General features: G+C 69.7%; 13 protein-coding genes and 1 tRNA gene. 5 read left to right on the plus strand and 9 right to left on the minus strand.

The window, feature by feature from the left end; all coding sequences use genetic code 11:
- Nucleotides 1-128 precede the first annotated feature (128 nt).
- From B3I25_RS04545 to B3I25_RS04555, 3 genes are all read right to left on the minus strand, one after another.
- On the minus strand, nt 129-1,829 hold the full coding sequence (locus tag B3I25_RS04545) for a phospho-sugar mutase (RefSeq protein WP_286737986.1): 1,701 nt from the start codon (nt 1,827-1,829) through the stop codon (nt 129-131).
- Nucleotides 1,829-2,485, minus strand: a complete 657-nt coding sequence (gene deoC, locus B3I25_RS04550; protein WP_193520043.1) for a deoxyribose-phosphate aldolase — start codon at nt 2,483-2,485, stop codon at nt 1,829-1,831. The genes B3I25_RS04545 and deoC overlap by 1 nt, the downstream gene beginning before the upstream one ends.
- Nucleotides 2,486-2,585: 100 nt before the next feature.
- Entirely contained in the window at nt 2,586-3,881 is a 1,296-nt protein-coding gene (locus B3I25_RS04555) for a thymidine phosphorylase (RefSeq protein ID WP_064846320.1), read from the minus strand.
- 179 nt (nt 3,882-4,060) lie between these two features.
- Here B3I25_RS04555 and B3I25_RS04560 point away from each other — a divergent pair, with 179 nt between their 5' ends.
- Together B3I25_RS04560 and B3I25_RS04565 are read left to right on the plus strand one after the other, a co-directional pair.
- Entirely contained in the window at nt 4,061-5,278 is a 1,218-nt protein-coding gene (locus B3I25_RS04560) for a NupC/NupG family nucleoside CNT transporter (RefSeq protein WP_064846321.1), read from the plus strand.
- A 34-nt stretch (nt 5,279-5,312) separates the two neighbouring features.
- Complete coding sequence (locus tag B3I25_RS04565) at nt 5,313-6,248, plus strand: sugar-binding transcriptional regulator (protein ID WP_098054289.1); 936 nt, start codon at nt 5,313-5,315, stop codon at nt 6,246-6,248.
- A gap of 159 nt (nt 6,249-6,407) precedes the next feature.
- Here the strand turns inward: B3I25_RS04565 and B3I25_RS04570 are convergent, their stop codons facing one another.
- The gene (locus B3I25_RS04570) at nt 6,408-8,411 is read right to left on the minus strand and encodes an FAD/NAD(P)-binding protein (protein WP_193520046.1); all 2,004 of its coding nucleotides are present in this window, start codon (nt 8,409-8,411) and stop codon (nt 6,408-6,410) included.
- Nucleotides 8,412-8,658: 247 nt separating this feature from the next.
- On the opposite strand from B3I25_RS04570, the gene B3I25_RS04575 reads away from it, so the two are divergent.
- Nucleotides 8,659-10,149 carry an MDR family MFS transporter gene (locus B3I25_RS04575; RefSeq protein WP_286737989.1) on the plus strand — a complete coding sequence of 497 codons (1,491 nt, stop codon included), beginning with the start codon at nt 8,659-8,661 and terminating at the stop codon, nt 10,147-10,149.
- A gap of 141 nt (nt 10,150-10,290) precedes the next feature.
- Here the strand turns inward: B3I25_RS04575 and B3I25_RS04580 are convergent, their stop codons facing one another.
- Nucleotides 10,291-12,249: a S8 family serine peptidase gene (locus tag B3I25_RS04580; RefSeq protein WP_286737990.1), complete on the minus strand. Its 1,959-nt coding sequence runs from the start codon at nt 12,247-12,249 to the stop codon at nt 10,291-10,293.
- 179 nt (nt 12,250-12,428) lie between these two features.
- Nucleotides 12,429-12,517, minus strand: a tRNA-Ser gene (locus tag B3I25_RS04585).
- Between the two features lie 199 nt (nt 12,518-12,716).
- On the opposite strand from B3I25_RS04585, the gene B3I25_RS04590 reads away from it, so the two are divergent.
- On the plus strand, nt 12,717-13,838 hold the full coding sequence (locus B3I25_RS04590) for a glycosyltransferase (RefSeq protein WP_286737992.1): 1,122 nt from the start codon (nt 12,717-12,719) through the stop codon (nt 13,836-13,838).
- 10 nt (nt 13,839-13,848) lie between these two features.
- Nucleotides 13,849-15,351, plus strand: a complete 1,503-nt coding sequence (locus B3I25_RS04595) for a lipopolysaccharide biosynthesis protein (protein WP_286737994.1) — start codon at nt 13,849-13,851, stop codon at nt 15,349-15,351.
- Nucleotides 15,352-15,372: 21 nt separating this feature from the next.
- On the opposite strand, the gene B3I25_RS04600 is transcribed toward B3I25_RS04595, so the two are convergent.
- The 3 genes from B3I25_RS04600 to B3I25_RS04610 all read right to left on the minus strand — a co-directional run bounded on the left by B3I25_RS04600 (nt 15,373) and on the right by B3I25_RS04610 (nt 20,377).
- Nucleotides 15,373-16,506: a glycosyltransferase gene (locus B3I25_RS04600; RefSeq protein WP_286737996.1), complete on the minus strand. Its 1,134-nt coding sequence runs from the start codon at nt 16,504-16,506 to the stop codon at nt 15,373-15,375.
- A gap of 81 nt (nt 16,507-16,587) precedes the next feature.
- Nucleotides 16,588-18,738, minus strand: coding sequence for a RecQ family ATP-dependent DNA helicase (locus B3I25_RS04605; protein ID WP_286737997.1), 2,151 nt, complete (start codon nt 18,736-18,738; stop codon nt 16,588-16,590).
- Between the two features lie 598 nt (nt 18,739-19,336).
- Nucleotides 19,337-20,377 (minus strand): hypothetical protein, encoded by a 1,041-nt coding sequence (locus B3I25_RS04610; RefSeq protein ID WP_286737998.1) that lies wholly within the window; start codon nt 20,375-20,377, stop codon nt 19,337-19,339.
- Nucleotides 20,378-20,391 lie beyond the last annotated feature (14 nt).

Consider the following 20,391-nt stretch of genomic DNA (forward strand, 5'->3'; position numbering starts at 1 on the left):
GCGGCTCATCACGTGCGACCGCTACGACCCCGCCACCGGCACCTTCGACGAGAATTTCGTGGCCTACGCGACCCTCGTCACCAGGGGAACCACCCAGCGGTTCCCGAAGTGCAGTCCGGGCGCGGAGCTCAGAGCCCCACGACCTCCCGCAGCTGTTCACTGATCCGCTCGAGCCGCGCCGCGGCCTCCTCGCGGGGAACGGCACCGCCCTCGGGAACCGGGAGGACGACCTCGAGGTAACACTTGAGCTTGGGCTCGGTCCCGGAGGGCCGCACGATCACGCGGTCATCGGCCTCGGTGCGGATGAGGATCCCCTCGGTGGGCAGCATTTCGGGCCCGCCCTTGGACAGATCCGTGTACTCGACCACGGACGAGCCCGCGATCTCCCGCGGCGGGTTCTCCCGCAACCGGTCCAGCCCGCGGGTGATGAGCGAGAGATCCGCCACCCGGAACGTCAACGGCGCGGTCGCGTAGAGCCCGTGGAGCGTGGCGAGCCGGTCCAGTTCCTGCTGCACCGTGGCGCCCCGGTCCTTGAGAGCGGCCACGTAGGAGGCCACCCGCACGGCCGTGGAGATCCCGTCCTTGTCACGCACGGCGCTGGGATCGGTGCAATAGCCGATGGCTTCCTCGTACCCGAAACGCAGCCCGGGGGTGCGGGCGATCCATTTGAACCCCGTGAGGGTCTGACGGAACGAGAGCCCGTGGTGCTCGGCGATCCGCCCGAGCAACCGCCCGGAGACGATCGAGCACGCGAGGGTGTCCCCCGCGCGATCGGGATCCGCTGCGGCGTTCTCCCCCAGCAACGCGCCGAGCTCGTCGCCGCTCAGTCGCCGCCAGTCACGTGCGGGATCGCCCGTGCCCGCGCCCGTGGGGATGGCGACGGCGCAGCGGTCCGCGTCCGGGTCCAGGGCGATCGCGACGTCCGCGTCCTGGTCCGCTGCGAGTGCCACGAGCAGGTCCATGGCCCCGGGTTCCTCCGGATTGGGAAAGGTCACAGTCGGGAAGTCGGGATCCGGCTCGGCCTGTTCGGCCACCACGGAGACCCGCTCGAAACCGGCGCCACGCAGTACGGCGAGCGCGGTGTCCAGGCCCACGCCGTGCATGGGGGTCAGCGCGATGGAGATCTCGGAACGGGCCTCGGGGTCGCGCAGGCACCCGGCGCGTTCGATGTAGCCGGCGACCAGATCGGCGTCGGCGGCTGAAACACGCGAGGAGTCCCGGGGAACGCGATCCGCGGGAGGGGCGGCGGCCATGTGCTCAGCGATCAGGGCGTCGTCCGGGGGCACGATCTGCACGCCGCGCTCGTCGTCGGAGCCCACCGCGCGACCGCCCAGGTAGACCTTGTACCCGTTGTCCGCGGGCGGATTGTGGGACGCGGTGACCATGACGCCGGCGTCCGCGCCCAGTTGGCGTACGGCGTAGGCCACGAGCGGGGTGGGCAGCCGGGACGGCAACCGCACGGCCCGGCATCCGGCGGCGGAGAAGACCGCAGCGGCGTCGGCGGCGAAGTCCTCGGAACCGTGGCGCGCATCGCACCCGACCACGACCAGGGGCGCGGGCCCCGAGCGCTCCGTGAGGAAGGAGGCGAGCCCGGCGCTCGCGCGGATCACGACCGCGCGGTTCATCCGCGATTCCCCCGCGCCCACGGCCGCGCGCAGCCCGGCGGTGCCGAACACGAGCGGTCCGGAGAAGCGCGAGTCGAGCTCGGCGAGCGCGGGCTCGTCACCGGAGGCGGCGGCGTTCGACAGCTCGGTGAGTTCGTCGCGGGTCGCGGGATCGGGGTCGTGCTCGACCCACTGCCGCACCCGCTCGAGCAGCTGGTCGCTCATCAGGAATCGAGCCCCTCGAGCACCGCGCGGGTCCCGGACAGCCCGAGGCGCGTGGCGCCGGCGTCGATCATGGCCAGCGCGGCCTCGGTCGTGCGGATCCCGCCGGAGGCCTTCACGCCCAGGCGCCCGCCCACGGTCTCGGCCATGAGGCGCACCGCCTCGACCGACGCCCCGCCCGCGGGGTGGAAGCCCGTGGACGTCTTGACGAAGTCCGCGCCGGCGGCCTCGGCCTCGCGGCACGCGGCCACGATCTGATCGTCGGTCAGGGTCGCGGACTCGATGATCACCTTGAGCACCGCGGGCGCGGGGCACGCCGCGCGCACGGCCTCGATGTCGTCGCGCACGCCGTCCCAGTCCCCCGCGACGGCGAGGCCCAGGTTGATGACCATGTCCACCTCGTCCGCGCCGTTCGCCACGGACACGGCTGCCTCCGCGGCCTTGACCTGGGCGGGGTGCGCGCCGGACGGGAAGCCGCACACGGTCGCGAGCTTGACCCCCTCGGGCAGGTCCACGTCCAGCCGGGACGGGGAGACACAGATGGAGTACGTCCCGAGTTCACCCGCCTCCCGGGCGAGCTCGGCGACCTGATCGGCGGTGGACTCGGGCTTGAGCAGGGTGTGGTCGACCATGGCGGCCAGTTCTTCACGGGTGATCATGCGGTTCTCCTCGCGGGGGTGGTGCGGCGCGGTGACAATGCACCACGGTGGGGCGACGACGCCCGGTCCCCGAGCGCCGTCGTTGCGGTCGGACGGTGGGTCAGGCGATGCGGTCCAGCACGACGTCGTCGCGCGCCCCGGTGCCCTCGGCGGCATCGGGGTCGATCGTGGCGCCGCCGTGGAGGGACTCGAGCGCGCGCTCGAAGCGGTCGGGGGTGTCGGTGTGCAGGGTGAACAGCTTCTGGCCCTTACTCACACGCTCGCCGGGCACCGCGTGGATCTCCACGCCGGCGCCGGCCTGGACGGGGTCGCCCTGCCGGGCGCGGCCAGCACCCAGTCGCCAGGACGCCACGCCCACGGACATCGCGTCCATCTCGATGAGCACGCCCGAGGTCTCGGCCAGCACGTCCTGCGTGTGCTCCGCCTGCGGCAGCTGGGCGTCCGGGTCCCCGCCCTGGGCGGCGACCATGCGCTTCCACGTGTCCATCGCGCGGCCGTCGCGCAGGGCCTCCTCGACGTCCGCGTCGTGCACGCCGGCCGCCGCGAGCATCTCGCGGGCCAACGCCACGGTCAGGCGCACGACGTCGCTCGGGCCACCCCCGGCCAGCACCTCGACCGATTCGCGCACCTCCAGGGCGTTGCCCACGGTGCGCCCCAGCGGGCGGGACATGTCGGTGAGCAGGGCCACGGTGTCCACGCCGTGGTCCTTGCCGAGCTCGACCATGGTGCGCGCGAGTTCGCGGGCGTCCTCCTCCGCTTTCATGAACGCGCCCGGGCCGGTCTTGACGTCCAGGACCAGGGCTCCGGTGCCCTCGGCGATCTTCTTGGACATGATCGAGGAGGCGATCAGCGGGATGCACTCCACCGTGGAGGTGGTGTCACGCAGCGCGTAGAGCTTCTTGTCCGCGGGGGCCAGGCCGGTTCCGGCGGCGCAGATCACCGCGCCCACGGTGTCCAGGATGTCCATCATCTCGGCGTTGCTCAGATCCGCACGCCACCCGGGGATGGCCTCCATCTTGTCCAGGGTCCCACCGGTGTGCCCGAGCCCCCGCCCGGACAGCTGCGGGACGGCCACCCCGAAGCTCGCGACGAGCGGGGCGAGCGGCAGCGTGATCTTGTCCCCCACGCCACCCGTAGAGTGCTTGTCCGCCGTGGGGCGGGACAGCTCCCCGAAATTCATGCGCTCGCCCGAATCGATCATGGCCTGGGTCCAGTGCGAGATCTCCGCTCGGTCCATCCCGTTGAGGAAGATCGCCATGGCCAGCGCGGACATCTGCTCGTCCGCGACCACGCCGCGCGTGTAGGCGTCGATCACCCAGTCGATGGCCTCGGGAGACAGCGTCTCGCGGTCCCGTTTCATGCGGATGACGTCGACGGCGTCGAACGCTTCAACCACCGTGATCACTCCCTCGTGTAGCTGCGGCACGGTGTCGTGTCGGCGCCGGGCGTCCCAGGACACGACCTGTCCTGCAATCCTAGGCGGCGTATCGGAAAATTTGTCAATTATAGTTTTGACAAATGTTCGCGCCGCGGCGGATCCCGTCGCGGCGCCGGAAGTCGAAAGCTGGGGTCACCGTGGACCGTTTCCAGGGCCTGGTGGGGATCGTCCTCATCCTGGGCATCATCATTCTCCTATCCCGCCACCGCACCGCGATCAAGTGGCGCACTCTGGCGGTGGGACTGCTGTTGCAGGTGGGTGTGGCGCTGCTGATCCTCAAGTGGGGTCCGGGCTACGAGGCCCTGAAATGGTTCTCCGGCCTGGTCCAGGGACTGATCGGGTTCACGAACGAGGGCACGCAGTTCGTCTTCGGCGGGCTGCTCAGTGACAACAACGGGTTCGTGTTCGCGCTCAGTGTGCTGCCCGTGATCATCTTCCTGGGTGCCGTGATCGGTGCGTTGTACTACCTGCGGGTCATCCAGGTCTTCGTGCACGTGTTGGGCACGACGCTGAACAAGGTCATGGGCACGTCCAAGATCGAGTCCGTGTTCGCGTCCACCGTGATCTTCCTGGGCCAGAGCGAGGCACCGCTCATGATCAAGCCGTACCTGAGCAAGCTCACCCGCTCCGAACTGTTCGCGTGTATGACCGGTGGGTTCGCCGCCGTGGCCGGATCGACCCTCGTGGGGTACTCCCTGCTGGGCGCACCGCTGCCCTATTTGCTCGCCGCGTCTGTGATGAACGCCCCCGGTTCCCTGCTCGTGGCCAAGGCCCTCATGCCCGAGACCGAGACCTCCGTGGCCTCCGTGAACACGCTGAAGGTCCGGGACACCGAGTCCAAGAACCTGATCGACGCGATCGGCAACGGCGCCATCAGCGGCGGCCGGATCGCCGTGATCGTGGGCTGCCTGCTGATCGCGTTCATCGCGCTGATCGCCTTGGTCTCCGCCGTGCTCGGCTGGGTCGGCTCACTCTTCGGTTTCGAGGGCTGGTCCCTCGAGGGGCTGTTCGGGATCATCTTCGCGCCGCTCGCGTGGGCCCTGGGCGTGCCGTGGCAGGACGCCGCACAGGTGGGCAACTTCATCGGCCAGAAGACCATCCTCAACGAGTTCGTGGGCTACACCGCGTTCGGCCCGGAGATCCCCAACCTGGATCCCCAGTCCGTGCTGATCACCACGTTCGCGCTCGCGGGCTTCGCCAACCTGTCCTCGATCGCGATCCAGATCGGTTCCATCGGCGGGCTGGCCCCGGACCGGCGCGCGGACGTGGCCCAGATGGGCTTGTTCGCCCTGTTCGGCGGGTTCCTCACGAACATGCTCAACGCCGCGCTCGTCGGCGTGATCATCGGGCTGTGACGGTGACGGCACTTCCGGTGACCGGAGCGCCGTCGTGGACCTGACCGCGCGGGACGTCCAGTCCCTGGAGGCGGCCCGGCTCTACCACGAACGCGGCCTGTCCCAGGCGGAGGTGGCCCGGACACTGGCCATGTCCCGCCCCACGGTGTCCAAACTGCTGCAGCACGCGCGCGAGCGCGGTTTCGTGAGCATCGAGATCCGGGACCCCCGCACGGTGTCCACGGACGTGGGGCGCGAGCTGTGCTCCGCGTTCGGGCTCGCCCAGGCCACCGTGGTGGCCGATGCGGAGACCGAGCACGAGTTGCTGCACAACCTGGGTGCCGCCGGGGCGCGCATGCTCGAGGAGAATGTGGCCGACGGCGATCTCGTGGGCATCACGTGGGGTCGCACCATGCGCGCCGTGGCCCAGGCGCTGACCCCCCAACCGCGTAGCGGCGTGCACATGGTCCAGCTCAAAGGCGGCAGCAGCCTGGCCTCACCGGCGGCGGGGCACTTCGAGACCGTGCGGATGTTCTGCACCGCGTTCAACGCCTACCCCCACACGCTGCCCCTCCCGGCGCTCTTCGACAGCCCCGAGGTCAAACGCCTCGTGGCGCAGGACCGGCACATCGAGTACGTCCTGGACCTGGGCCGCAGCGCCCGGGTGGCGGTGTTCACCGTGGGCTCCGCCGGACGGGACGCACCCCTGCTCGCACGCGACTACCTGACCACCGAGGAGCGGGAAGGGGTCGCGCAGCGCGCGGTGGGTGACCTGTGTTCGCACTTTATTGACGACGCCGGCAACCCCGCTGTGCCCGAGCTCGACGCCCGCACCGTGGCCATCCCCCTGGACTCCCTGCGGCACAAGGAGATCCGGATCTGCGTGGCCGGCGGAACAGCGAAGACCCCGGTCCTGCGCGCGGCACTGCGGGCCGGGTACGTGTCCCACCTCGTCACCGACGAACGCACCGCCCGCACCCTCCTGGGCTGAGCCGACGGCGCGGTTGTGGTGGGACCCGCATGGTTCGGCGCGATCCCGGCCGGGTCGACGTGATCCCGGCGGCGCCGGCCCGAGCCCACCCGTCCCGGTCCCATGGCGCGCGGTTGCTCCGCGCACGGTCACTCCCCGTATGACGCCGCCCGGACCGGATCACTGCCGGGCGCGCGGCTCCCCCAGGATCTCCCGGGCGATGGCGTCCGCGTCCGCGATGGTCCGGGCACCCAGGTGGGCCGGTGCACCGGCCTCGGCCGCGATCGACACACCCCACTGCACCGAGGACAGTTGTAGACCGATCACGTGGATGCCCGGTTCCACCGCGTCTTTGTCCCCCACGGCGCGGTAGACGAACGAGCCGGCCGCGGCGTCGTCGTCGTGGGCACCCCGCGGACGCTCGCGCGAGACGTCCAGACCCGTGCTTGTCTCGGGGCTCGCGCCGTCGCGCGTCTCCATGAGTTTCGCGCGCACCAGGCCGCGCTCGTGCATGTGCGTGAGCAGCGGGGAGATGTTGCGGTGGACGTCGTTGCTCGGGGACATGGCCTCGATCATCCACCGTGAGCGCACGGGTGCCGCCTCGACCCACGGGGACGCGGCCACGAAGTAACCCTCGGAGCGGTCCACGACGAAGCGCGGTTCGGGGCCCAGGAACCGCACGATCCCCGCGCGGGTCAGCGCGGCGAGCTGCTGGATCCGCAGCACGGGCGGTCCGGAGGCCAGCCCCTCCACGAAGGGTTCGAACTCGCGCTGCAGCTCGTGGACCCAGGACGAGTCCGAGATGCCGATCTCCGCAAGGACGCACTTGAGCACGCTGCGCGCGGCATTGAGGGACGCGATCGCCATCTTGACGGGATCGTCCTCACCCTGCAGGGACCCGTGGACGTCCCGGTCCAGGTAGTGCACCACGGCGGCCGCGTACTCGTCGTGGCTCGCGAAGCTCACGTCCTCGAAGGGCCGAGCGAGCCGGGCCTGCTGCAGTTGCCGCCCGGGGACCACCGAGTCCGAGATCAGCGCATCGCTCTTGCGCGCCCAGTTCACGTCCGTGCGATCCGTGAGGATTTCATCCAGCCGGTCCAGGAACGCCCGGGGGTCCCCCAGGAACGCGTCCGGTGCCGTGCGCGCGAGCACCACGTAGTAGTTCCACACGGCGTCCTTGCGGATCAGGGGTCCGAGTTGCCGGTCGAAGGACAGCTCGCCGGGGCTCGAGGCCGCAACGTGGCGCACCGCGTCCACGGTGAAGAAGCGGGTCTGCAACGACGCCGCGTAGTACCCCCGGAGCCGCGGCTTCGCCCGGTACGGCGTTCCGCGACGCGAGCCCGCCACGATCTTCGGTTCCCGTCCGGAGGGATGGTACACCAACCGTTCGGGGTTGTCCAGATCGGTCGTAAAGCGACCTCCCCGCCCCTCGGTGAGCTGGGCGAGCGCGTCGCAGAAGTTCAGGCCCATGCCCCGCACGAGCACCGTCTCGCCGTGCGGTAGATCGGGCCACGCGGCGTCCGCGGGCACGGTGGGCGGCCAGTACGTCAGTCCGTGTTCGGCGGCGCCGTCCACGAGTTCCTTCTGGGACGGACGCAGGTGCGCGTCCAGGTGGCCCAGCGCGAGCACGACAGCGTCCGCGGGCAGCACCACACCGCCCGCGAGTTCCACGGAGTAGCGATGACGCCCGTCCGTCCTGACCCACGCGTCCACGGCCTCGGCGCGGTGCACCGCGAGCTCCACGGTGCGCGGCAGGTTCTCCCGCAGGGTCGCGAAGACCCACGCGAGGTAGCGCCCGTACGTGGCGCGCGGCGGGTACCCCTGCGGGGTCAGCCGCGCGAGTTGGTCGCGTTGCTCGTCCGTGAGCGGGCTCACCGGGGTGATCTCCCCGGCGACGACGCCGCGGCGCCACCGTTCGAAGCTCACCCCCCGCAGGGGCTCCAGCGCGGGGACTGCCAATGCGCCGTCGGCGGCGATCACGGTGGGGAAAAGAGAAGGGGTGTTCATGAGGAACAGCTCCGACTGGTCGGTGCGCCACACGTGCCCCGGTCCGGGAGGAAAAGGATCCACCAGGTCCACGTGGACGCGGATCCCGTAGGCCGCGGAGTGCGCCGCGAGCCGTTCCACCACGGACAGGCCTCTGGGGCCCGCTCCCACCACCACCACGCGTTGCTGAATCACCACGTCCTTCAGGATAACGAAGGGTGACCGCCCCTTCGGGCCGGGCATGAATCCGACGTGGACGTCCGGCCGGTGTCGCGCTCGAGTGCTCGACGGACCGACCAGCACACCACCCGCGGGCGTGCCGCGGGCCTGGCAGACCGCTCCCGATGCGCATGTGCACGCGCTCGTCTGTGACCGTTACCCTTACAGGGGCCCGGCCCCGGAAGGCCCGCCCGACCCCGTCCGCTCCAACGCTGGGAACCTCTCCATGTCCTCTGCCGCTCCGGCCGAACCACGCACGTTCGCCCCCCAGGGCACCACCGGGACCATTGCGGTGCTGCTCGTGGCCGCGTTCGTGGTGATCCTCAACGAGACCGTCCTGAACGTGGCGCTGCCCCACATCATGGGAGACCTGCACGTGGACGCCGCCACGGTGCAGTGGGTGACCACGTCCTTCATGCTCACGATGGCCGTGGTGATCCCCACCACCGGGTTCCTGCTACAACGCTTCAGTACCCGCGCGGTCTTCGCCCTGGCCATGGGCAGTTTCGCGGCCGGGACCCTGCTGGCCGCGCTGTCCCCGAGTTTCGGGGTGCTGATCGCCGCGCGCGTGATTCAGGCCTTCGGCTCGGCGATCATGCTCCCGCTGCTGATGACCACCATCCTCATGCTCGTCCCCCAGCAGCGTCGCGGGGTGGTGATGGGCAACGTGTCCATCGTGATCTCGGTGGCCCCCGCCCTGGGTCCCACGCTATCCGGGTTGATCCTGGCGCACTTCCCGTGGCGCACGGTGTTCTGGTTCGTACTGCCCATCGTCCTGCTGGCCCTGGTGATCGGCCTGCTGCGGTTGCGGGACGTGAGCGAACGCGGGAGCCTCACACTGGACCTGCTGTCCGTGGTGCTGTCCGTGCTGGGCTTCGGTTCCCTGGTCCAGGGCCTGTCCGTGGTGGGGGCCGCCGGTTCTCACGCCGGCGCCGAGTCCGGCTGGCTTTCCACGACCGCCGGCGGTGCCACCGTGCTCGCGCTGGGCGTGGTCCTCGTGGCCCTGTTCGTGTGGCGGCAGATCCGGTTGCAGCGCAAGGACCAACCGTTCCTGGACCTGCGCACGTTCCGGCACCGGGACTTCACGGTCTCCGTGGCGGTGCTCGCGCTCGGCATGATGGCGTTGTTCGGCGGTGTGATCGTGTTGCCCCTCTACCTGCAGACGGGCCGCGGGCTGGACACCCTGCAGACCGGCCTGATCCTGCTGCCCGGTGGGCTCATCATGGGTCTGCTGGGACCGCTCGTGGGTCGGTTGTTCGACGCGTTCGGCCCCCGTCCCCTGGCTGTTCCCGGTGCCGCACTGCTGACCCTCGCGATGTTCGGCTTCTCCCGGTTGCAGTCCGACACCCCCGTGTGGTGGATCGTGACCCTGCAGATATCCATGTCCGTGGGGCTCGCGCTGATCTTCACGCCCGCGTTCACCTCCGGGCTGAACCCGCTGCCGCCGCAGTTGTACTCGCACGGTTCCGCGACGCTGTCCACGTTGCAACAGGTGGCCGGCGGCGCGGGCACGGCGTTGCTCGTGGGCGTCCTGCAGGCCGGCACCGTGATTCATGGACAGGCCGACGGCACCACCGTGACCGATTCCATCCCCGGCGTCCACGCGGCATTCGTCACCGCCACGGTGATCGCGGCGACCGTCCTCGTGCTCACGTGCTTCATGCGCCGCTCCACCCCCACGGAACTGACCCGCGTGGGGGACGACGCCGCTCGGTAATGTTCGCGCGCGGATGCCGCAGCGCTGTCGTACCCCGCCCACGAACCGCTCGAGAACATCCGAGGCCCGAAAAGGCACGCTGCCAATCGGTGGCGTGCCCTTTCGGGCCAGGAATGCAGCGGGTGGATCACCGCGGGGCGGTCACTTGATGCGGGTGACCTTGACACCCCCGCGCGGGGTCCAGGTGTACTGCGTGCGCTCGCCCGTCTTGATGTTCTGGAACCGCTGGTAGGCGCCGGTGGACGTGCGGACCTCCGGGGAGATCGGGTACCCCGCCTTGGTCTCGTACCCCTTGCGGACCCAGACTCGGCCGATGCCCGAGCTCTCGACGATCGGTTGCGCACCCGTGCGAGCGCTCCACAGGATCTTGGTGGTCTTGCCCGAACGCGGGTCCACGAAGCTCTGGTAGTAGCCTCCCGTGGCGGTGCGCTGCTCGTTGTTGAACGGGATGCCCACCGCGCGGGCACCGCCCAGGCCCTCGTGGCGCGAGCCGATGCCCGTCCACGTGCGGACCTCGCGCACCCCGGTGCGGGAGGACCAGTAGAGCTTGGTGGTGCGCCCGTTCTTCACGAAGTGCTGCACGACGCCGCCCACGCCCGTGTCCCGCTCCCCGGTGGTCGGATTGCCGTAGACGCCCGCCCCGCCGTGGGACTTGTAGTACGTGGCGATCGCCCCGCGCGTGGTGGGCGCCACCGCGCGGGCGGCGCGCACCGCGTCCACCTTGCGGTAACCGTTCACGTTCACGCCGGTGTCCCGCAGGGTCTTGCGGATGGCCTCCACGCCGATGTTCGGGTTGCGTTCCTTCATGAGCGCGATCACCCCGGACACGTGCGGCGCCGCCATGGACGTCCCGCTCAGGTCCCCGTACGAGGGAGCGCCCAGGCTGAACGCCCCCGTGTTGACCGTGGACCAGATCGGCGCGTTGGTGTCCCCGCCCGGGGCTGCGACGTCCACCATGGGCCCCCAGTTGGAGTAGCCGGTAATCCGGTTCTGGGACGACGTCGCGGCGACCACGATCGCGCCGCCACAGTTGGCGGGGGCGGCGAGATTGGCGCTCTTGCCCGCGTTCCCGGCCGCGACCACGAGCGGGACCCCGATCTTGTGCATGCGGTTGACCGCGTTCTGCATGACGGGTGCGCACGTGGGAGCGTCCCACGCCTCGGAGAGGTTCACGACCTTGGCGGGGGTCGTGTTGCGCGGGACCCCGGGGATGGCGATGCCCGCGGACCACATCACACCGTCCGCGATGTCCGAGACGTACCCGCGGCCGTCCGCTCCCAGGACGCGGGCGTGCTGGATCCGGGCGTCCGGGGCCACCCCGGCGATACCCGTGCGGTTGTTGGTGTGGGCCGCGGCGATCCCGGCCACGTGCGAACCGTGCCACCAGTTGGGCCGCCCGGGGCTCCAGTCGCCCTCGTCCTGCGGGTTGCCGTCCCGGCCGTTGCCGTCCCGCGAGTGGTACAGGTCCGAGAGGAAGTCGTACCCGCGCACCGTGCGCTGAGTGAGGTCCGGGTGGTTAATCTGGCCCGTATCCGCGATCCCGATCACCACGCCGTTACCCGTGCCGTGCGACCACGCGGAGGGCACACCGATGTTGCGGGGACCCCACTGGTAGTTCCAGTAGCGGTCGTTCGGGGCGGACGCCGTGTGCGCCGCGAGCCCGTTGACCACGATCAGGTCCGGTTCCGCCGATTCCACGGCGGGGTCCTTCTCGAGGGTCTCGACCACCGCTTGCTGCTCCGCCTTGTCGAGCATCGTGTCGGATTCCACCACCTGCTCGGCGTTGCCCGTGGTCTTGACGATCTCCGGATCCTCGATCTCGGTGGACGTCCCCACCTCGGTCAGGACCTCTTCCTTCTGCGCCTCGGGGACGTGGTCCTTGAACTTCACGACGATCCGGTCGGTTTCCGCCAGGACCTTGCCCTGGGCGCCCGTTCCCCTTCCGAGGGATTCGACGCCGCCCACGGTCGGGGGTTTCGTCTGGGCCTGTTGTTCCGGGGTGGGCCCCTCCGGGGGTGCGGCCGCCGCGGGTGCGGCCGTGGCCAGCAACAGCGCGGAGACGGACAACGTGAGAAGTGTTCGTGCGGAGCGTCGTGGCATGATTTCCCCCTCGGGAATCAGCTCGCGGAGGCGGGATCAGCACCGGATCGAGGTGGCTGACGCCCGTGGGCGGGAGCACTGGACTGCGAATGCCACGAACTTTACCAATGTAAATATTGCGGGGGTACCCCCGATACGAACGAGGGCCCCACATGACATGCAGGGCCCTCGACATTCCGCGGAGACGGGGGGATTTGAACCCCCGGTCCGGTTTAACCCGGACCCTTCATTAGCAGTGAAGTCCATTCGGCCGCTCTGGCACGTCTCCGTGTCGTTCGTGATGCTCTGTTCCATGAGAACGAGTCCATCCCAAAACAACGGACGTCAGCTTATCGGCACGGTGCGCGAGCGGTCAAAGCGGCGGGCGCGTCGTTCCCGCCTGGATGCAGCGGCAGCACACCCCGGCGTGGTAGTCATAGTGCGGGGCGTTGTGCTCCGTCCGCTTCCGCCCGAAAGGTCTTCGTCCCGTGCGATCACTCGTCGTCACCGCGTGGTTCCCCGACGCGGAAACCCCCAGCCGCACCCCCTTCATCGTGGAGCACTGCTGGGCGCTGCAGGACGCGGGCCACGACGTCGCAGTGGTGCACGTGAACATCGGTCGACGCACGCGCACCACGGAGCAAGAGGTCTACCAGCGCATCCCTGTCACCCGCGTGTGGCTCGACGTGACGGATCCGCGCTCCTACGCGCACGTGACCCGCGTTCTCTCCGCCGGGCTGCACGGCGCGGACGTGCTGCACACGATGGCGTTCTCCGCGGTCCTGCTGAGCGCACCGGCCTGGGCCGTGCGACGGCTGCCCTGGGTACACACCGAGCACTGGAACGGAGTGGTCAATCCCGCGAGTGTGAATCCGCTGTGGCAGCGGTTGGCGTGGCTGCGACATGCCTTGCGACTGCCTCACGCGGTCACGGGCGTGACCGCCGAGCTGTGCACCGAGATGGCGCGCTTCTCCCGCCCCGGGGCGACCCACGTGGTGCCGTGCGTCGTGGAGAACCCTCACCCGGCCGCCGAGTTCCCGGCGAGCCCGCCCCTGCGACTGGTGGGCGTGGGGGCACTCATCGATCGCAAACGCCCTGTCCTGGCGTTGGAGACCGTCGCGGAACTGGTGCGCCGCGGAGTGGACGTGCACTACACCCTGGTGGGCAAGGGCCCCCTCATGGAGTCCCTCCCGCAGACCGCCCGTGAGCTGGGCATCGAGGACCGGGTCGAGCTGACCGGGGCGGTCCCCCCGGCGGAGATCGCCCAGCGGCTCTCCGACGCGCACATTTTCTTCCTGCCGAGCGCCCAGGAGAACTTCTTCACCGCCGTCGCCGAGGCCATCGCGGCCGGTCGGCCCGCCGCGGTCCCCCTGAGCGGCGGGTTCGACGAATACTGCACCCCCGAGAACTCGGTACTCACCCACAGCTGGGACGTCCCCGTGCTCGCGGACGCGATCGAGACCGCGCGGGACCGCTTCCGTGAGGCCGATCCGGCCGCCATCGCCGCCACCGTGCGCTCCCGGTTCTCCCGCGCGGAGATCGGTGCGCAGTTCTCCCGCCTCTACCGTGCCGTGACGCGGGATGCGTCCGGTCGACACGCGAGTCGATAAACTCCGGGATGTGACATCCTCCCCCACCTCAGGCTCCCCCTCTCGGCGGTGGCGGGGAATCCTCTTCCCCCCGCCGAATCACGAGAACCGGGACAACCCCATCGGTTCGTCGTTCGCGTTAACCGTGATCGCCGTGTTCGTGCAGGGACTCTCCCGTTTCGGGTACAGCCTGCTGGTGGGCAACATCCTGGGCAGTGAGATCCTGGGGCGGGTCAACCTGGCCATCTCCCTGGCCCTGTTCCTGGTCCTGCTGTGGCCGCAGGCCTCGGGCAACGCGGCGGCCAAGTTCATTGCCATGGCACGCGGTCAGCAACACCGCGAGGAGCAGTTGTCCGTGGCGGTCTACGCGTCACGCACCGCGGCCCTGGCCTCGGCGGTGCTGGCCGTGGTGGCGGTCGTGGTGGCCACGTACTTCCTGCACCTGCCCCCAAGCTACGCGCTGTCCGCGGGCCTGCTGGTGATCGCGCTGTCCGCCTACAACTTCGTACGCGGTGTGCGCACCGGCAACAACCAGTTCGTGACCACGGCCGTGTGGGACTGCATCAGCTCGGGGATCACCCTGACCCTCCTGCTCGTGGTGCTGCTGGGTGGTTTCACACCGCTGCTGCTGGTGCCGCTGAGCCTGGGCTACCTGATCTACGCGATCCCGGGCTGGCCGCACCGTTCCGGCGGCCCGCTGCCCACATCCCTCAAACGGCAGATCAACTCGTTCACGGCGTGGGCGTCCATCAACATCCTCACCGCTTCGGGTCTGCTGCAACTGTCCATGATGCTCGGCAAGCACTACGACACCCCCGCCGCGGTGGGTCAGTACTCCGCCGCGGTGAGCATCGCGACGCCGGCCAGCATGCTCTCCTCCTCCATGCTCGTGGCCCTCGCGCCGGCCGTGGCCCGCATGTTCACCGCCGGGGACATGACCGGCATGAAACAGCAGCTCGATTCCATCCTGCGGGTCATGGTGCTCATGTTCCTACCCGTGTTCGGCGTGGGCATCCTCTGGGCGCCATACGTGATTCACGGGCTCTACAACGCCCGCGCCGAGGAGTTCACCGGGGCCGTCCCCTTGCTCATCGTCCTGTTCTTCGCGGTCTCCGCCACGAGCTTCAACGCCTCCAACTCGCGGCTCAACGGCGGGGAGAACTGGGGGGTCCGCGCGCTCGCGGCGTGCAACGCGCTCGGGCTGATCCTGGGCGTCGCCACCGTCCTGTGGTGGGGTCCGCGGCTCGGTGTCATGGCCGCGGCCATGGGGTACCTGGTTGGCTGCCTCATCAGTGCGGTGGGGCCGCTGATCATTGTGTGGGTCCACGACCGCATGAAATGGTTCGGTCTCATGTTCCGGGTGGTGTTGGGGTACGTGCTGATCCTGGCCGGGCTGTGGCTCGTGTTCACGCACCAGGGCGTGCTCGTGACCGTCCTGGCGACCGTGGCTTTCCTGGCGCTGTGGTGTGCGATCTCATGGCGTGATCTCGCACCGCATGTGGCCATGGTCATGCGCAGGTTCCGTCGCGGCTGACCCATCACGACGGCGGTCGGTTCAGTTCCGCGACCCCGCGGCGAGCGCCCAGCGGTAACGCAGCATCTGGACGGCGCTCGCGGCGATCACCCGTAGGGGTGCCTGCCGGCCCAGCACCCGGGTCCAGCGCTCGGTGAGCAGCGCCCCCGGCGTGGTGTAACGACGTCGCTCGGCCAGGGCCGCGAGCAACTCCCGCTCCCCCGCGCCCGGGGACAACAACCGCGCGACCCGCAGGTCCGCGCGCGAGAGCTGGTCCGTCACGTGCGGCGCGTACTGCGTCAGTTCGCCGAACACGGCGTTCGCCGACCGCGCGTAGTGGGCGTCCCAGGTCCCCGAGCGCACGGCGTGTTCCAGAGCGGGGAAGAAGTTCACGCGGATGTACTTGAGGATGTAGGACCGCTTCAGCTCGTCCGGGACCCCTGCGAACCAGGGTTCGCGACCGAGATCCAGGGCGGCTGCCACGGTTTCTCGGATCGGGAGGAGCTGGCGCGAGACCCGGTCCGTACCATCCGCATGCATCAGCACCCCGGGGAGACCGGGCGCGAGATCGATCCGGTGTGCCCCCGCATAAAGGGCCATGACGAAGGACTGGTCCTCACCCGTTCTCGCAGACTCATCAAAGCGAGCCCCCGTGCGCCTGACCGCGGACATACGGATCAGTCCGAATGCCGTGCTGCGGTACCCCAGGCGGTCCTTCACGGGATCCAGATCCGAACGGCGCAACGGCCTGACGATGGGGGTGATGTCCACCCTCGGGTTCTCGTGGTGCTGGAAGGGCATGACCAGGTCGCTACCGCGCCGCTCGGCGATCCCGAGCCACCGGGTCACCGCGCCGGGATCCAGGGTGTCGTCGCTGTCCAGGAAACTGATGTAGCGCGCGCTGGTCCGCCGCAGCGCCTCGTTGCGCGGCACGGCCGCGGTACTCCCCCGGTCCTCGGACTCGATGACGTCCACCACGGCGCGTTGCTCGACGCTCAACATGGAATGCACTTGCTCGGCGGTGAGGTGATGCGCGACCGCCGTCACCCGGCACTGACCGAGGGCCGCACCGGGGGCCGCACGCAATGCCGAAGACACGGCCCGCTGCAAAGGCCGCGAGGTGGAGTGGACCGGGATCACGATGTCCACGAGCGGCGGTTGCGGGTGTTCGACCATGTCGCAAGGATAATTTACACACGTTTCCCGTCGCCTGGGTGTCCCCTTAAGAGTGCCCGATCCATCCCGCGGCGGCCCGATTCACCCCTGGGCGGCGAGTACGAACGGTAGCACCGCGTCCGCCCCGGCGAGGCGCAACTGCCGGGCCGCGACCGTGAGGCTCCACCGGCTGTCCACGAGGTCGTCCACGAGCAGCACGCTCGCCCGCGGCGCCCGCGCCAACTGTTCCGCGAGGGGCTCCGGGACCAGGAACCGGTCCCACACCTCGGCGAGCCGGTAGGCGCTGTTGCCGCCGTGGGAGCCGCGGGGGACGTCCGGGTTCAGTTCGAGCGAGCCCCAGAACGGCAGGTGCCCCGCGGAGGCGAGCCCGCGGGCCAGCGAGTCCACGAGCTGTGGGCGGGACAGTGACGGCATGGCCACGACCGCGGTGGGCCGTTCCTGCCAGTCCCACTGCGCCAGGACGGTGATGCTCGCGCGTCCCAGGTCCGCCGTGACCACCGAATCCACGGGATCGCCGTGCTCGTCCGAGCGGAAGATTTCCCGCAACCGCTGCCCCCACCCGAGATCGGTGAGCCGGGCCAGGGCGCGGCCGCGTTCGGCGCGTTCCGTTTCCGGGATCTTCCCCTTGGCCTGCAACCCCAATCGATCCATGCCGGTGGGCCACTGCGCGCGGGGTTCCACGGGGACACCGGCCCGGTGCAGGGCGGCGTCCGCTGCGGCGGAGGCGTCGGAATGCACGGTGGTGGGGTACCACGGCCCGGCGCACACGTCGCACCGACCGCACGGCTCCGCGGTGGCGTCGTCGAGCTGACGGGTGAGGAAGCGCATGCGGCACTCGCTCGTGAACTGGTAATCCATCATGGCCTGCTGTTCCGCGATCCTGGCCTTGCGCACCCGCTCGTAACGCGGGGCGTCGTAGGTCCAGGGCCGGCCCGTGCTCTGCCAGCCGCCGGAGACCCGTTCCACCGCGCCGTCCACCGCGAGTACCTTGAGCAACAGCTCGAGCGGGGTGCGTTTGATGTTGACCCGCGGCTCGAGAGCCGCGACCGACAACGGGCCGCCGTTCTCCGCGAGCGCGGTGAGCACCGCGGTGGCCTTCTCCTCGGTGGGCATGGACGCGGTGGCGAAGTACTCCCAGATCTCCCGGTCCTCGCCGCCCGGTAGCAGCAGGACGTCCGCGGTGTCGGTCGCGCGCCCCGCGCGCCCCACCTGCTGGTAGTACGCCACCGGGGACGACGGCGCTCCCAGGTGCACCACGAAACCCAGGTCCGGTTTGTCGAAGCCCATGCCCAGCGCGGACGTGGCCACAAGGGCCTTGACCCGGTTCTCCTTCAGGGCGACCTCGAGTTCCTCGCGTTCCGCCGCGTCCGTGCGACCGGTGTAGGCCGCCACGGGATGGCCCGCCTCCGTCAGCGCTCGGGCAGTGTCCTCCGCCGCCCCGATGGTCAACGCGTAGATGATCCCGCTGCCCGGAAGCTGGTCCAGGTGTTCGAGCAACCAGGCGAGCCGTGTGGCGGTGGAGGGCAGTCGCAGCACGCCGAGCCGCAGGGACGCGCGGGACAGCGGACCGCGCAGGGTGAACACCTCACCGCGGTACCCGGAGCCCACCCCGAGCTGCTCCCGGACGTCCTCGATCACGCGTTCGTTGGCGGTGGCCGTGGTGGCCAGTACGGCCACCGAGTCCGAGAGGTCCGCGAGCAGGTCCTTGATTCGCCGGTAGTCCGGGCGGAAGTCGTGACCCCAGTCCGAGATGCAGTGGGCCTCGTCCACGACGAGCAGTCCGAGCCGGGAGACGAGCTGTGGGAGTTGCTCGTCCCGGAAACGGGGATTGTTGAGGCGTTCCGGGGACACCAACAGGACGTCGATCTCACCGCGATCCAGTGCCGCGGAGATCTCCGCCCACTCGGTGGGGTTGGCGGACGAGATGGCCGCGGCGCGCACACCCGCGCGCTGGGCCGCCGCGACCTGGTCCCGCATGAGTGCGAGCAGCGGGGAGATGATCAGCGTGGGGCCGTAGCCCTGGGCCCGCATCAACAGCGCGGACAGGAAGTACACCGCCGATTTCCCCCACCCGGTGCGCTGCACCACGAGTGCCCGCCGGTGCTCCTGGACGAGTGCGGAGATGGCCTCGAACTGACCGGGGTGGAAATCGGCGTGCGGGTTCCCCGTGAGCTCACGGAGGTGGTGCAGGGCTCGGTCCCGGAGGGGTGCGGTGTTCGCGGGCGCGGTCATGACTCGAGTGTCCCAGCAGGTTCGGACACGCAGAAGCGACCGGAGCGCCTACCACGGCGCGAGGTGCGGCCCTCTGCATCAGGCCCCGTGACGCGCCGGGTCGGGCGTACGACCCCTTAACGCGTTGCGTCCGCTGCGCCAGGACTCATTCCCCCGAAGGAGTCCATGCGGCGCAGCGGACGCATATGCCGGAGAACCGGCGCGGATCAGGTCCGCTCGAAGCACATGCCCCCCGGCATGAACCTCGTACCGTCGCGTCACGGGTGACCCGAACACACCACGCCCCCCAGCGTGGAACGCGTACGAATCCGTCATCGACGTGCGGCCCGTATTCCCCCCGGTCATGACCGCACATCACTGAATGTCCCGTGTTGCGACATGAATATGCTGACACGCCCGCACCAGGATTTCCAGCGGTCACCGCGTCGGGCAAGACCCATCGCAGTTTTGTGGACAAATCAACTCAAGCGCATGTTCTCCCATGTCGGAGGCCGATTCCCCGCTTCCATTGCGCGCAATCGACCGGACGGCGGCGCTGATTCGTAGCGCAAAATGGGGACAGCTCGGACGCCCCAAATGCCCGTCATGGGGACCCGTGTCAGCGGTCGTCGTCCTTCTCGACCCGCTCGGCGTTCCGCTGACCGTGCGTCAACCGCTCGATGTCCGCGTGGCTGTCGAAGTTCGACCCGAGAGCACCGGCGATCGTGCCGAGCGAGGCAGAGAGCCACGCGATGTCCACGTAGTTGCTCAGCGAGGGAGAGACTCCGATCACGGATTGCATGTATCCGACTTCGATCACCACCAGAGCGGCCACGAGGATCCCCGCCATGAGCACGGTGTAGAACGTGAGAACCGTCACGAGCAGCGTGGCGATCGTGGAGGCGTTGTACATCGCGGCCTCCACGCGACTGCCGAGCCGCCGGGGCGGGTCCCACAGGCGGTTGCTGAACATCAGCCACCCCACCATGGCCCCAACCGCCAGGAGCGAGATCAGGGCGAGCCGCCACGGGGGCAACGCCAGGGACATCTGCCAGATGGAGGAGTAGAACACGCCGAACGCGCCGGTGGCCGAGGCCGCCGCCCACATGCGCTTGAGCTTGGTGACGTCCTGGAACGGCTGGTTGGTGCGCACCATGCCCAGGACCAGGCGGATGCGACCTGGCCACCACCACGGCGACGCAATGAACACGGAACGCCCGGTGTCCACGTCCTGCTCGTGGACCACTCCGAAGCGCACACGCCGGTCCTGGACGTCCGGGAGGTCCTGATGGGCCAGGGTGTCCAGGCAGTCGAAGATGGCGCGTTCCAGTTTGGTCGTGAGCCCCCGCCACCCCAGCGCGGGCAGCGAGATGATCACGAGCCCGTCCTCGAAGTGCAGCTCCGCCATCTTGGGCAGCTTGCCCGCCCGCCGGGGGATCTCCGTGATCACGACCTGGAAATCGGCCTCACCCTCGCGGGACCACGCGCGCACGGCGTCCACGTCCAGGCTGTTGTCGGGGCGCAGGGGGATGGTCCTGTCCCGGCGCACGAGCTGGTAGTCCCCGGAGCCGTCCCCGCCGTGGCGGTGCTGCAATCGGCTGAAGATCGCGGAGCACAGCCCGGGATCGGTGAAGACGTCTACGCGATAGGCCGGGTCCATGCGCCCCATGATCC

The sequence above is a fragment of the Kocuria sp. UBA1838 genome, assembly GCF_002338785.1.
GTDB classification, from domain to species: Bacteria; Actinomycetota; Actinomycetes; order Actinomycetales; family Micrococcaceae; genus Kocuria; species Kocuria marina.

What these genes read in the sequence shown, in the direction of transcription:
- B3I25_RS04610 (WP_286737998.1), bottom strand. Translation starts at nt 20,377, where the DNA reads ATGGACCCGGCCTATCGCGTAGACGTCTTCACCGATCCCGGGCTGTGC.
- B3I25_RS04605 (WP_286737997.1), bottom strand. Translation starts at nt 18,738, where the DNA reads ATGACCGCGCCCGCGAACACCGCACCCCTCCGGGACCGAGCCCTGCAC.
- deoC (WP_193520043.1), bottom strand. Translation starts at nt 2,485, where the DNA reads ATGATCACCCGTGAAGAACTGGCCGCCATGGTCGACCACACCCTGCTC.
- B3I25_RS04575 (WP_286737989.1), top strand. Translation starts at nt 8,659, where the DNA reads ATGTCCTCTGCCGCTCCGGCCGAACCACGCACGTTCGCCCCCCAGGGC.
- B3I25_RS04580 (WP_286737990.1), bottom strand. Translation starts at nt 12,249, where the DNA reads ATGCCACGACGCTCCGCACGAACACTTCTCACGTTGTCCGTCTCCGCG.
- B3I25_RS04600 (WP_286737996.1), bottom strand. Translation starts at nt 16,506, where the DNA reads ATGGTCGAACACCCGCAACCGCCGCTCGTGGACATCGTGATCCCGGTC.
- B3I25_RS04545 (WP_286737986.1), bottom strand. Translation starts at nt 1,829, where the DNA reads ATGAGCGACCAGCTGCTCGAGCGGGTGCGGCAGTGGGTCGAGCACGAC.